The sequence below is a fragment of the Pseudomonas sp. QL9 genome, assembly GCF_041409665.1.
GTDB lineage: Bacteria > Pseudomonadota > Gammaproteobacteria > Pseudomonadales > Pseudomonadaceae > Pseudomonas > Pseudomonas knackmussii.
The window spans coordinates 921,122-933,574 of sequence record NZ_CP166971.1; the positions used below are offsets into that span (position 1 = coordinate 921,122).

General features: G+C 67.3%; 15 protein-coding genes. 9 read left to right on the forward strand and 6 right to left on the reverse strand.

Annotation, left to right across the window (positions count from 1 at the left end; genetic code table 11):
* Window positions 1-16: 16 nt before the first annotated feature.
* From ACA097_RS04290 to ACA097_RS04300, 3 genes are all read left to right on the forward strand, one after another.
* Complete coding sequence (locus ACA097_RS04290; protein WP_371368721.1) at window positions 17-490, forward strand: hypothetical protein; 474 nt, start codon at window positions 17-19, stop codon at window positions 488-490.
* Window positions 487-678: a hypothetical protein gene (locus tag ACA097_RS04295; protein ID WP_043250769.1), complete on the forward strand. Its 192-nt coding sequence runs from the start codon at window positions 487-489 to the stop codon at window positions 676-678. Before ACA097_RS04290 ends, ACA097_RS04295 begins: the two co-directional genes overlap by 4 nt.
* A 108-nt stretch (window positions 679-786) precedes the next feature.
* The gene (locus ACA097_RS04300; RefSeq protein ID WP_269090902.1) at window positions 787-918 is read left to right on the forward strand and encodes a hypothetical protein; all 132 of its coding nucleotides are present in this window, start codon (window positions 787-789) and stop codon (window positions 916-918) included.
* Between the two features lie 149 nt (window positions 919-1,067).
* Here ACA097_RS04300 and def read toward each other — a convergent pair whose 3' ends face one another.
* Window positions 1,068-1,607 carry a peptide deformylase gene (gene def, locus ACA097_RS04305; protein WP_043250767.1) on the reverse strand — a complete coding sequence of 180 codons (540 nt, stop codon included), beginning with the start codon at window positions 1,605-1,607 and terminating at the stop codon, window positions 1,068-1,070.
* A gap of 222 nt (window positions 1,608-1,829) precedes the next feature.
* Between def and ACA097_RS04310 the strand changes: the two genes are divergently transcribed.
* Window positions 1,830-2,384, forward strand: coding sequence for a magnesium transporter (locus ACA097_RS04310; RefSeq protein WP_160286268.1), 555 nt, complete (start codon window positions 1,830-1,832; stop codon window positions 2,382-2,384).
* A gap of 85 nt (window positions 2,385-2,469) precedes the next feature.
* On the opposite strand, the gene ACA097_RS04315 is transcribed toward ACA097_RS04310, so the two are convergent.
* Complete coding sequence (locus ACA097_RS04315; protein WP_371368724.1) at window positions 2,470-3,306, reverse strand: S1 RNA-binding domain-containing protein; 837 nt, start codon at window positions 3,304-3,306, stop codon at window positions 2,470-2,472.
* A 30-nt stretch (window positions 3,307-3,336) separates the two neighbouring features.
* Window positions 3,337-5,106: an ABC transporter transmembrane domain-containing protein gene (locus ACA097_RS04320; protein ID WP_371368726.1), complete on the reverse strand. Its 1,770-nt coding sequence runs from the start codon at window positions 5,104-5,106 to the stop codon at window positions 3,337-3,339.
* Between the two features lie 157 nt (window positions 5,107-5,263).
* Between ACA097_RS04320 and ACA097_RS04325 the strand changes: the two genes are divergently transcribed.
* From ACA097_RS04325 to ACA097_RS04340, 4 genes are all read left to right on the forward strand, one after another.
* Window positions 5,264-5,455, forward strand: a complete 192-nt coding sequence (locus ACA097_RS04325; RefSeq protein WP_043250759.1) for a hypothetical protein — start codon at window positions 5,264-5,266, stop codon at window positions 5,453-5,455.
* A 210-nt stretch (window positions 5,456-5,665) separates the two neighbouring features.
* The gene (locus ACA097_RS04330) at window positions 5,666-6,760 is read left to right on the forward strand and encodes an AI-2E family transporter (protein ID WP_043250756.1); all 1,095 of its coding nucleotides are present in this window, start codon (window positions 5,666-5,668) and stop codon (window positions 6,758-6,760) included.
* A gap of 61 nt (window positions 6,761-6,821) precedes the next feature.
* Window positions 6,822-7,544: an rRNA pseudouridine synthase gene (locus tag ACA097_RS04335; protein WP_043250753.1), complete on the forward strand. Its 723-nt coding sequence runs from the start codon at window positions 6,822-6,824 to the stop codon at window positions 7,542-7,544.
* A 182-nt stretch (window positions 7,545-7,726) separates the two neighbouring features.
* A complete protein-coding gene (locus tag ACA097_RS04340) occupies window positions 7,727-7,969 on the forward strand; it encodes a hypothetical protein (RefSeq protein WP_043250751.1) in 243 nt (80 codons plus the stop codon).
* A 3-nt stretch (window positions 7,970-7,972) separates the two neighbouring features.
* On the opposite strand, the gene ACA097_RS04345 is transcribed toward ACA097_RS04340, so the two are convergent.
* Together ACA097_RS04345 and ACA097_RS04350 are read right to left on the reverse strand one after the other, a co-directional pair.
* Window positions 7,973-9,781 (reverse strand): monovalent cation:proton antiporter-2 (CPA2) family protein, encoded by a 1,809-nt coding sequence (locus ACA097_RS04345; RefSeq protein WP_371368729.1) that lies wholly within the window; start codon window positions 9,779-9,781, stop codon window positions 7,973-7,975.
* 54 nt (window positions 9,782-9,835) lie between these two features.
* The gene (locus tag ACA097_RS04350) at window positions 9,836-10,555 is read right to left on the reverse strand and encodes a lipoate--protein ligase family protein (protein ID WP_371368731.1); all 720 of its coding nucleotides are present in this window, start codon (window positions 10,553-10,555) and stop codon (window positions 9,836-9,838) included.
* 154 nt (window positions 10,556-10,709) lie between these two features.
* Here ACA097_RS04350 and ACA097_RS04355 point away from each other — a divergent pair, with 154 nt between their 5' ends.
* On the forward strand, window positions 10,710-11,909 hold the full coding sequence (locus tag ACA097_RS04355; RefSeq protein WP_371368733.1) for a GGDEF domain-containing protein: 1,200 nt from the start codon (window positions 10,710-10,712) through the stop codon (window positions 11,907-11,909).
* Between the two features lie 100 nt (window positions 11,910-12,009).
* Here ACA097_RS04355 and ACA097_RS04360 read toward each other — a convergent pair whose 3' ends face one another.
* The gene (locus ACA097_RS04360) at window positions 12,010-12,420 is read right to left on the reverse strand and encodes a hypothetical protein (protein WP_371370478.1); all 411 of its coding nucleotides are present in this window, start codon (window positions 12,418-12,420) and stop codon (window positions 12,010-12,012) included.
* Window positions 12,421-12,453 lie beyond the last annotated feature (33 nt).

The window sequence follows — 12,453 nt, forward strand, 5'->3', positions numbered from 1 at the left end:
CCGGAGGAATACCCGCATGTCCATCCCGATGTCGCGTCCCGCCCCAGCCCGCCGCCTGCTCGGTGGTGCCGCCCTCGTCCTGTTCGGTCTGGCCCTCGGGGGCTTCCAGCAACAGGCCCGGGCCGAGGACGAAGCCACTTTCCTCAAGGAGTCGGCGGCCTTCTTCGACCAGCAAAGCAAGACCAGCCTGCCGCTGCAGGTAGACCAGGCGACTCGCCTGGAGAAGGTCAATCTGGATACCGGCAGCAAGGTCCTGCACTACCACTACGGCCTGAACAACATGAAGGCCGATGGCCTGGATGCCGCCGCCCTCGACAAATTCCGCGGCGAACAGCGCGCCCGCCTGGAGCGCGGCACCTGCCAGCAGCCGGCGCTGCTCGAGCGCATCCGCCAGCATGGCATCCGCATCTCCCACGACTACGACGGCAGCGACGGCAAGCCGCTGGCGAGCATCGAGATCGATCCGCAGACCCTGCAGTGCAAGGGATGAGCCGCGCCGCCTATCACCAGGAGCATGCCGAGCGGGCCCGGGACGAAGCCCGGCGCCTGCTCGCCGAGCGCGAACGCCTGGGCGCTCGCTGGCTGAGCTGGGTGGCTACTGAGCTGTACCAGCTGAAACCGCCGCAGTACGCCGCCATGGTCCGCCGCGAGCTGCAGCAGCTCAGCGGCGACGCCTGACGCTTTGCGCGGGTCTATGCTGATGGAGCGCCGGCCCGCGCGATCGGGCCGCGGGAGCATCTTCCGCAGGGACGCCGTCCGCAGTTCCCATCCGACGAGGAAACGGCCATGAGCAAAGGTCTGAACGCCCACAAGGAAGGCAAGAAGAAGCCCATGAAGACCGCCCAGGAGAAACGCATGGCGAAACGGCAGAAGAAAGCCGGCCCTGCGCTGCTCGGCACCCACGGGCAACAATCCTGAAACCCTGTCGCGGACGACCGCAACGGCGGTTGTCCGCATTCCCCTCCCCCTCGCATTTCACCCCGTAGGAGCGGACCTTGTCCGCGATTTCGCTCGCGGGATGATTTCGCGGATGAGATCCGCTCCTACGCGAGCAACGCTCCTCTTAGTTAGTCGTCCGCTTTCGGATCCAGCCCCGGGAACAGCACCTCGGTGAAGCCGAACTTGGCGAAATCGACGATCCGCGACGGGTACAGACGACCGATCAGGTGATCGCATTCGTGCTGCACCACCCGCGCGTGAAAGCCCTCCACGCTGCGGTCGATGGGTTGGCCCTGCGGGTCAACGCCCTGGTAGCGGATGCGCGTGTAGCGCGGCACCGCGCCGCGCAGCCCGGGAACCGACAGGCAGCCTTCCCAGCCCTCTTCCTGCTCGTCGTCCAGTGGCGTGATGACCGGGTTGAGCAGGATGGTCGGCGGCACGGGCGGTGCGTCCGGGTAACGCTCGCTGCGCTCGAAGCCGAAGATCACCAGCTGCAGGTCGACACCGATCTGTGGCGCGGCCAGACCGACGCCGCCAGCGTGGGCCATGGTGTCGAACATGTCGTCGATCAGCTGTTGCAGCTCGGCGCTGCCGAACAGTTCGGACGGTACCGGCGGCGCGACGCGCAGCAGCCGGTCGTCACCCATCTTGAGAATCTCGCGGATCATGCCGCCAGGCTCCATGTGCACGTTAGGGAACCGGCATCCTCCGCCTGCGCGCGCCTTCCTGCAAGCGCCGCAACGCCCGTCGCGCGGGGCTCCGCGAGAGGGGCCGGGTGCTAGAATTCAAAGGTGCCAAAGGTTGCGAAAAGCCGCGATCCCTGGGGGATCTGCGGCGATATTTCGATGGTTCCACTGGGGGAAGTTGGGGGAATGTCCTGGAGGTATCTCATGAACAGGCATTACTACATCAGCGACAACCTGGACGAACTGGAAAACCTGGAACACGAACTGCAGGACAAGGGCATCGAGATGGAGCAGATGCACGTGCTCAGCGAGCAGGACGCGCAGCTCGACCAGCGGCACCTGCACGAAGTCCCCGACGTCATGCGCAAGGACGTGGTGCGCGGTGGCAAGTACGGCCTGGCCATCGGCCTGACGCTGGCCGTGGCGGTGCTGGTGATCGGCTACTTCGCCGGCTGGAGCGAAAGCGCGGCGGGCTGGGTTCCGGTGCTGTTCCTGGCTGCCGTGCTGCTCGGCTTCAGCCTGTGGGAAGGCAGCTTCTTCGGCCTGCAGCGCCCCAGCGGTGACGTGCGCCGCTTCGGCCAGCCGCTCAAGTCCGGCCAGCACGTGTTCTTCGTCGATGTGCGTCCGGAACAGGAGCCGCTGCTGGACATGGTGGTCAGCCACCACCCGCGCCTGGAGATCGCCGGCTTCGGCCAGGCCATGCCGCGCTGGGTGCTGGCCTGGGAACAGGCCTGGCATCGCTTCCGCCGCATGATGTGAGGGCGTCCCGGTAGCCGCGTGGCGACCGGGAGAAAAGGCTGGATATGGGTGCCTTTGGCGCCCGAGGGGAGCTGCGTGCCTAAGCTCAGCGCAGCTCGATATGGTCGTCCTGGATGGCGATCAGGCCCTGCTTGAACAGGCCACCGATGGCCTTCTTGAAATTGCCCTTGCTGACCCCGAAGGCACGGCTGATGTCCTCCGGTGCGCTCTTGTCGGACAGCTCCAGGCGCCCGCCGGCCTGGCGCAACGCTTCGAGAATCTGCTCGCCGAGGTCGTCGCGCGCGGCCTGGCCGACTGGCTGCAGGCTCAGGCTGATCTTGCCGTCGGCGCGCACTTCCTTGATGTAGCCCTTCTCGCTCATGCCGTTGCGGACGAACTTGAACAGCTCGTTCTTGTGGATAAGTCCCCAATGCTTGCCGTCGATGATCGCCTTGAAGCCGAGGTCGGTGCGCTCGACCACCAGCAGGTCCACTTCCTGGCCGGCGCGATAGCTCGCCGGAGTGGTGTCCAGGTAGCGGTCCAGGCGCGCGGTGGCGGTGATGCGGCGGGTGCGCTCGTCGAGGTAGCAATAGACCACGCAGTAGTCGCCGACCTGCAGCGGGCGCTTCTCTTCCGAGTGCGGCAGCAGCAGGTCCTTCGGCAGGCCCCAGTCGAGGAACAGGCCGATGCGGTTGACCTCCACCACCTTGAGGCTGGCAAAGCCGCCGACCTGTACGCGCGGCTTGAGGGTGGTGGCGATCACCCGGTCCTCGCTGTCGAGGTAGACGAACACGTTGAGCCACTCGCCGGGCTCGGTGGGTTCGTCCTTGGGCACGTAGCGCTTGGGCAGGAGGATCTCGCCGTGCGGGCCGCCATCCAGGTAGAGGCCGAATTCGGTGTGCTTGACCACCTGCAGGGAATTGAAACGGCCGATGGCTGCCATCTGCGCTACTCCGGGTAAAGGGCGGGCATTCTACACGCTCTGCGCCTGGCCGAACTGCAATTCCGCCAGGCGCGCATACAGCGGGTTGCCGGCTACAAGCTCGGCGTGGCTGCCCAGCGCCAGCAGACGACCATGATCGATCACCGCGATGCGGTCGGCGCCCAGCACCGTGGCCAGGCGGTGGGCGATGACCAGTGTCGTGCGCCCGCTCATCAGGCCTGGCAAGGCCTGCTGGATCAGGTGCTCGCTTTCCGCGTCGAGGGCGCTGGTGGCTTCGTCGAGCAGCAGGATGGGCGCATCCACCAGCAATGCGCGGGCGATGGCCAGGCGTTGCCGCTGGCCGCCCGACAGGCCTACGCCAGCCTCGCCCAGGTGCGTGCGGTAGCCGTCCGGCAGACGGCGGATGAATTCGTCGGCATGCGCCGCACGGGCCGCGGCCTGCACCTCTGCGTCGCTGGCGTCGGGGCGGCCGTAGCGCAGGTTCTCTTCCACCGTGCCGTAGAACAAGGCCGGGTTCTGCGACACCAGGGCGAAGCAGCGGCGCAGGTCGCGCGGATCGAGGCGAGCGATGGGTCGGCCGTCTATACGGATTTCGCCATGCTGCGGGTCGAAGAAACGCAGCAGCAGGTCAAACAGCGTCGACTTGCCGGCGCCGGATGGCCCGACCAGGGCCAGGGTCTCACCGGGGCGCACGTCCAGATCGATACCGTCGATAGCCCAGTGCTGGGCACGCGTCGGATAGGCGAAACGCAGGCCTCGCAGTTCGATGCGCCCTTCCACGCGTTCTGGTAGCTGCAGCAGGTCGCTGGTCGGCGGGACGATTTCGCTGCGCGCACGCAGCAGTTCGGCTATGCGCTCGGCAGCACCAGCGGCCCGCTGCAGTTCGCCGAGCACCTCGCTCAAGGTGCCGAATGCCATGCCGACCAGCAGGCTGTAGAACACGAAGGCGGCCAGCGCGCCGGCGCTGATGCGCCCGGCGATCACGTCCATGCCGCCGACCCAGAGCATCACCCCGACCGCGCCCAGCACCAGGAGGATGACCACGCTGACCAGCCAGGCGCGCTGCAGGATGCGCTTGCGCGCCGTGGCGAAGGCAGCCTCCACGGTGGCGCCGAAGCGCTCGCGGTCCTGCGCCTGGTGGTTGTAGGCCTGCACCGTCTTGATCTGGCCGAGGGTTTCGCCGACATAGCTGCCGACATCGGCGACGCGATCCTGGCTCTGCCGCGACAGCTCGCGCACGCGGCGACCGAACAGCAGGATGGGCGCGATCACCAGCGGCAGCGCGGCGACCACGATGCTGGTGAGCTTGGCGCTGGTGACGAACATCAGTACCACTCCGCCGACCAGCATCAACGCGTTGCGCAATGCCATCGACAAGGACGCGCCAATTACCGTCTGCAGCAACGTGGTGTCGGCGGTCAGGCGCGACTGGATCTCCGAAGCGCGGTTGCTTTCATAGAAGCCGGGGTGCAATTCGATCAGGTGGTCGAAGACCCGCCTGCGCATGTCGGCAACCACCCGCTCGCCGATCCAAGACACCAGGTAGAAGCGTGCGAAGGAGCCTACCGCCAACCCCACCACGAGCAGGAAGAAAAGCCCGATGGAACGGTTCAGCAGCTGCTGCGACTGGGTCATGAAGCCCTGGTCGACCAGCAGGCGGATACCCTGCCCCAGTGACAGCGTGATGGCCGCCGTCACCACCAGCGCCAGCAGGGCTCCGGCGGCTTGCCAGCGGTAGGGGGCGAGAAACCCGCGAGCCAGGCGCAAAGCCGTGCGCTGACGGGAGGAAAGCAGGGACATGGAGGACTCGCTGCGCGGTTGGAAGCGTCGAGGTTAGCACCCGTACCGGACGACGGCGACGCCGGGGCCCATGACCGTTCGGGCAGTTTCTGCCCCGGAGGCGGCGCCGTTCCTGTATACTGGCCGGCCGTTTTGCGATTTAAAGGTAATGGCAAGCATGATCCGCAAGCCCGCCACCCGGCAGAAAGCCACCCCGAAACCCGCCGCGGCCGTCACCAGCCGTGAGTCCCTGGAAGCCCAGGTAGCCGCGTTCCTCAACGCTGGCGGCGAGATCCAGGAGATCGCCAAGGGCGTTACTGGTCAGCCTGGCGGCGCCGTCAGCCGTCATATCAGCCTCGACCGCAAGTAATCCCCCGCCCTTCGCTTCGTCCTGAAGCGAACTTGCCCGCGACGCGGCCCGGTGCCGCAACGCCGAACACGGCGAATCGCGGGCAAGCGCCGGGCACGCCCCGTCGCATCCCACCCGTTTACGTAGAACTTTCCAAGTTCAGGCTTGGCAATCGGCCAATCTCGACCAATGCTCTGTGCACTTTTTTCAGAGCTTCAAAGGAGCGAGGCCATGCTGCCCCCGGCAGACCGATTGCAATCCCGCAACCTGCTCGACGTGCTGATCCGCGCCGGCCTGATCCTGCTGCTGGCCGTGTTCTGCTATCGCATCTTCCATCCCTTCCTCGACCTGATGCTCTGGGCGCTGATCCTCGCCGTCACCCTTTACCCGCTGCAGTTGCTGCTGCAACGCCTGCTCGGCCAGCGCGCGGTGCTCGCCTCGTCGCTCCTGGCGCTGTTCGGACTGGCGCTGCTGCTGGTGCCGGTGGTGATGATCGGCTTCTCCATCGCCGATTCGGTGGCCGACCTGGTTCACCGCTTCCAGGCCGGCGACCTGCATGTCCCGACTCCACCTGAAGGCGTCGCCGACTGGCCGCTGGTCGGCCCTTACGTGTTCAGCGCCTGGCAGCGCGTGGCGCAGGACTTCCTCGGCGTCGCGCAGCAGGCGGCACCGCACCTGCAAGGGGTGGCCAAGGTGATGCTGGGCAAGGTCGCCGGCGTCGGTATCGAGCTCATGCAATTCCTCGGCGCCTTCCTCGTGGCCTGCGTGATCATGGTCTACGGCCCGCTCGGCACGAAAACCGCCGAGGACATCGCAACCCGCATCTCAGGCCCGGAACGCGGCCCGGAGCTCGCCGCGCTGTGCACCTCGACCATCCGCGCGGTGGCCCAGGGCGTGGTCGGCGTGGCCTTCATCCAGACGCTGCTGCTGGGCCTGGGCTTCATCGTCATGGGTATTCCCGGCGCCGGCCTGCTCTCGCTGGGTGTGCTGCTGCTGGGCATCGTGCAGATGCCGGTGGCGCTGGTCTCCCTGCCGGCGGTCGGCTACGTGTTCTGGAGCGGCGACTACGGCACCGTCAGCGCGGTGATCTTCACCATCTGGACGGTCCTGGCCGGGCTCTCGGACAACGTGCTCAAGCCGCTGATGCTCGGCCGCGGGGTCGCTGTGCCAATGCCGGTGATCCTCATCGGCGCGCTGGGCGGCATGATCACCGGCGGCATCATCGGCCTGTTCATCGGCCCGGTGTTCCTCGCCCTGGGCTTCCAGCTGTTCATGGCCTGGGTCCGCGACCGCGCGCCGGCAACCGAGCCTGGCACCAGTCAATGACCAGCATCACGGGCGCCGCAACGGCTACAATGGGCGCCCTTTCCGCAATTCGCAGCCCGTCATGACCGAAGCCGTCCGCCTGTCCAAACGCCTCGCCGAACTCCTCCCCTGCTCGCGCCGCGAGGCCGAGCTGTATATCGAGGGCGGCTGGGTCACGGTGGACGGCCAACCTGTCGAGGAGGCGCACTTCCGCGTCACCGACCAACGCATCGAGCTGCTCCCCGGCGCCCGCCCCGATCCGATCCACCCGGTGACCCTCCTGCTGAACAAGCCGGTCGGCTACGGCAGCGGCAATGGCGCCAACTCGGCGCAGCAACTGCTCAGCGCCGAACGCCGTTGGCCCGAAGACGCCAGCGGCATGCGCCTGCTGCGCAAGCACTTCGCCCACCAGGAATCGACCACCGCGCTGGAAACCGACGCCAGCGGCCTGATGATCTACACCCAGAGCCGCGGCGTGCTGCGCCGCCTGGTCGAGGACGCGGCCAGCGTCGAGCACGAGTACGTGGTAGAGGTCAGCGGGCAGATCGCCGCCAACGGCCTGGAGCGCCTGCGCCACGGCCTGAGCTACGAAGGCAAGCCGCTGCCGCCGCTGAAGGTGAGCTGGCAGAACGAAACGCGCCTGCGCTTCGCCGGCAAGGGCTTCCGTCCCGGGCAGATCGGCCACATGTGCCGCGCGGTGGGCCTGCAGGTCGAGGCGATCCGTCGCCTGCGCCTGGGCGGCGTCTCCATGGGCAAGCTGGAAGCCGGGCAGTGGCGTTACCTGCTGCCCAACGAGCGCTTCTGAATCTCACCGAGGGTGCATAACCGCCTTGCGGTTATGCACCCTACCTCCCGGACTCCAGGGCTTCAGCACCATCGACGGCGTCGATAGTCACCAGCAGGCAGATTCAATTCTCTTCAGAACCTGGCCAGGCGAGCATTCGTCCAAGCCCCGCGAATCAATGGACGGGGCGAACGAGGCAGCCAGTGCGTGCATTCACCGGACCGCCCCGCATCCCGAACGAGGCACTGGAGGATCGCATCATGCAGGCAGCCCTGGATTTCCTGCTCATCGTCGGCTCCCTGGCGGAGCTGCTGCTCTACGTCGCCATGGGCGCCATCGGCCTGGCCGGCACCCTGCTGCTGACCGTGATCGCGGTGCTGACCCTGCGCTCGCCCGGCGAGCCGATCCGCATCGATGCGCCGCCGCGCCGTCGCGTGCGCGGCTGAACCTCAGCGAACGCCCTGATCCTCCAGCTGGTCGGCCTCGAACAGGGTCTCCAGCTCCAGGCGCGCCTCGCGGGCGGTCTGGATCACCGCCGCGGCGTCGTCGTAGACCTTGTACTGCGCCATCAGCACGTCCTCGTCGTGACGACGGAAGCGACGGATGCGCGCCAATGCCTGCTCCTCGCTCAGCCCCATCTCCACCAGCACCCGCCGGCTCATTTCCAGGCTCGAATGGAACAGCTCGCGCACCGGGCTCGCGCCGGCATCGAGCAGGTGGTAGACGTGCTGGCGGTTGCGCGCGCGAGCGATGATCTTCACGTGCGGATAGAGCTTGCGCACCAGCCGCGCGGTGTCGATGTTGACCTGCGGATCGTCGGTGGCGACGACGAAGAACTCCGCCTTGTCGACCTGTGCCGCCCGCAGGATCTCCGGCCGCAGCGGGTCGCCGTAGAAGATCGGAATGCTGCCGTAACTGCGGCTCAGCTCGATGCTCTCCACCGAAGTGTCGAGGGCGATGAAGGGCACGCGCTGGGCGCGCATGATCCGCGCGATCACCTGGCCCATGCGGCCCATGCCGGCGATCACCACGCGCGGTGTATCGCCTTCGATGCGTGTGTACTCCTCCGGCGGTTCGCCCTTGGGCTCCGGCTTGGCCTTGATCATGCGTCCGGCGAGCAGCACCAGCAGCGGCGTCACCGCCATCGACAGGGTGATGCACAGCACCAGCCGGCCGTACATGCCCGAATCCATCAACCCTTCGGCGTGCGCCAGCTTGAACAGCACGAAGGCGAACTCACCGCCGGCGGCGAGGACGATGCCCAGGCGCAGTGCGCTCTGGTTGTCGAGACCACCACTGAGGCGGCCGAGCAGGTACAGCAGCGGCAGCTTGATGCCGATCAGCAGCATGGTCAGGCCCAGCACCCAGAGCGGCGAGCTGAGCAGCAACCCGAGGTCGGCACTCATTCCCACGCTGATGAAGAACAGGCCCAGCAACAGCCCCTTGAACGGCTCTATCTGCGACTCCAACTCGTGGCGGTATTCGGAGTCGGCCAGCAGCAGGCCGGCGAGGAAGGCGCCCAGGCCCATCGACACGCCGGCGTGCTCCATCAGCCAGGCGGTGCCGACCACCACCAGCAGGGCGGTGGCCGTCGAAAGGTCGGGCATGCCGGTGCGCGCGACCACACGGAACACCGGGCGCAGCAGATAGCGGCCGCCGATGACCACCACGGCGATGCTGCCAACCACTTCGATGACATGGCGCCAATCACCGCCCGGCGCTGCATCGTCGGCCCGTGCGCCGAGCAGCGAGACCATGGCGATCAGCGGGATCGCGGCTATGTCCTGGAACAGCAGGATGGCGAAGGCCAGGCGCCCGTGCGGGCTGTTCAGCTCCTTGCGTTCGGCGAGGATCTGCAGGCCGAAGGCCGTTGATGACAACGCCAGGCCGCCACCGAGCACTACCGCGGTATTCAGCGGCAACTCGAATGACAGGTGCACCAGCGCGCCTATCACCAGCGCTGTGAGCAGCACCTGCGCCAGGCCGATGCCGAACACCGCCCTGCGCATCACCCACAGGCGCTTGGGCGACAGCTCCAGGCCGATGATGAACAGCAGCAGCACCACGCCCAGCTCGGAGAGGCTGGCGACGCTTTCCGGGTTGTCGATCAGGCGCAGTACCGAAGGACCGATCAGCACCCCGGCAAGCAGGTAGCCGAGCACCGCGCCCAGTTGCAGGCGCTTGGCCAACGGCACCATGAAGACGGTGGCGATGAGGAAGATCACCGCCGATTGCAGATAATTGGAACCCTGTTCCATGCCGTGAGACTCCTTGGCAGAACGAGCCCGGCGAGCGCCGCCGGGCGAATGAAACTAAAGCGGCGGCAGCTCCAGGCCCTGGCTGGCCAGGTGGTGCTGGAAGTGTGCGGCCAGCGCTTCGACCTGCGCCCAGGGCTGGGAGTGCCGTTCGTCCAGGGCAATGTGGCTTTCCGCGCGGATATCCGCCGGCAAATCGCATGCACGGTAGAAGGCGTTGACCACGTCGGCCATCGCCGCTCGCTGGTTTTCCATGAGGATGGCGCCGTGGGCCAGCACCACGTAGCGCCCGTCACGCGCTCGGCGGCGCCAGCGCTGGGCAGTGCCGACCAGCTTGCGACCGCCAATGTTGACGTTGTAGCGGCCGTCACAGAAGGCACCCTCGACCTCGCCCAGGCCGGCTTCCAGGCCTAGCGCAGCGAGCCAGTCGCACAGCGGCTGGCAAAGGCGCCGATACGCGGTATCGATGCGCGTCTGCTCGTTGTCGGCGACGGGTACCGCGTAGCTCAACGCAACGTTGAGCACCGCCGGCGACTGCGGCACCGGCTCGCCGCCGGTATCGCGCAGGGCGATGGGCCAGCCGAGTTCGCGGCAGCGCGCTTCAGCCTCGGCGAAACCCGCCAGGCGACCGAGCCGGCGCGGCATCACCAAGGCCTGCTCGAGCGGACGCCAGAACAGCAGGCGGCTGTCCGATTCACCACCGAACACGCGCTCCAGGGCATCGCGCTCGGCATCCAGCCCCGCCTCGGCGGACAGTCGCAGCACTCGTTCGCGCATTCTCGTTCTCCTTCACCAGCCTGACCTGAAAGGTAGCGGACTATGCCCAGCCCGGGCGCGATGCCGCAAGCCGCAATGCGGCGACCAACGGGACAGGCCGGGTTGCGCTGTCTATGCTCAGAGCCGGATGCCCTTGCGCAAAGGACGGCCTGCCGTGTCCCAGCCCTTCTCGCAACGCCTTCGCCAGCTGTACCGGCTGACGCCGTCGCTCGCCCGCTCGGTCGCCTCGGAAAATCTCAAGCGCCTGACCTGGCTGGCCCTGATCGGCGTACCCTTCGGTCTGCTGCACATCCTGGCGTTCTCGCTGAACCTGCAAGGCACGCGGGCCGAGTTCGACGGCTGGCGGCACGGCATCATCGCCACCCATGCAGTGGTCGCCCTGCTGCTGGCATGCATCGGGTTGCTGGCCTGGTACGCCAGGCGCCGCACCGAGCCCGCCCCCCTGCTCTACTGCGAAGCGCTCGGCACCGGCGCCGCCGGGGTTCTGCTGGCGTTCGGCCTGACCATTACCTTCTTCGATCAGCAGGTCACCAGCAGCATCACCCCCTTCCTGATGGGCTGCGTAGCCGCCGCGTTGATCCTGCTGTTGCGCCCGTTGGCGGCCGCGACCCTCTACGTCGGCGCCTTCGTGGCCTTCGAGCTGGCCATGGAGCTCGCCCAGCCCGATCCGCAGATGCGCCTGTCCAACCAGATGGGCGGCCTGACCATCTGCGGCATCGGCATCCTGCTGTCGCTCATCCTCTGGTCCGGCAACCTGCGCAACCTGCGCCAGCGCCAGCACCTGCGACGCCAGCGCAAGGAGCTCGAGGAGAAGAACCGGCAACTGGAGTACCTCGCCGGCCACGACCCGTTGACCGGGCTGTTCAATCGCCGCCAGTTCGATCAGCTGGTGAAGCAGGAACTGGCGCGCTGCGACCGCCAGCCGATGCCGGTAAGCCTGCTGATGATCGACCTCGACCACTTCAAGTTCATCAACGACCGTTATGGGCATCCGCTGGGCGACGAGGTGATTCGCCACACCGCAAACCTGTTGCGCAAGCACATGCGCAGCACCGACAGCGTGGCGCGCCTGGGTGGAGAGGAGTTTCTCCTGCTGCTGCCTGACTCGGCGGTGCCGCAGGCCATGGCGATCGCCGAGAAGCTGCGCAAGTTGCTCGAGGAAACGCCGCTGCCGATGAAGGACGGCCTGCTCTATCTGACCGCCAGCTTCGGCATCGCCACCCTCGAAAGCGGTGTGAGCGGTACCTACGAGCGCCTCTACGCCACCGCCGACCAGGCGCTGTACCGGGCCAAGGCCAGCGGCCGCAACCGCGTCGAAGTGATGGATGCGGCGCCTTGCGGCACCTTGGAATAGACGAGCAAGCGGCTCTTCGTAGGAGCGAGGGGGGCGCCTAGCTCTTGCTCGCGAAAGACCCCGTACCAAAGCTGTTCGCGAGCAAGGTCGCTCCTACAGCTCAGGGCGTGTTGTAGCGGCTGTTCAGCCCCGGCGGGATACCGCTGGAGTCGGTGGCGGTCCACGGGCCTTGCGGGCCGACGCCCCAGAACCAGCCGTTGTCCCAGTGGTAGTAGGTGCGCTGCCGGTAGTACACGTCCTTCTGCCCCTGGATCACGTAGACGCCCAGGTTCGGGTCCCAGCGGCCCTTGCCGCCGGGCGGCGGGGCGAACTGCGTATGGGTGCGCGCCTTGGTCGCGCCGCCCTGCTGCTGGCTCGGGGTGATGGCGTTGCGCGGCGCCGGACGATTCGGCTGGGCCGCGCCGGCTGGCTTGGCGCCACTGCCGGACTGCGGCATCGGCGCCGGGCTTTCGCTGTAGGGCTGTTGAGCCGCGCAGCCGCCCAGGGCGAGCAGCGCGGCAAGGGCGATCATCCGGGCGTTCACGGACGCACCTCCTGCTGGGTT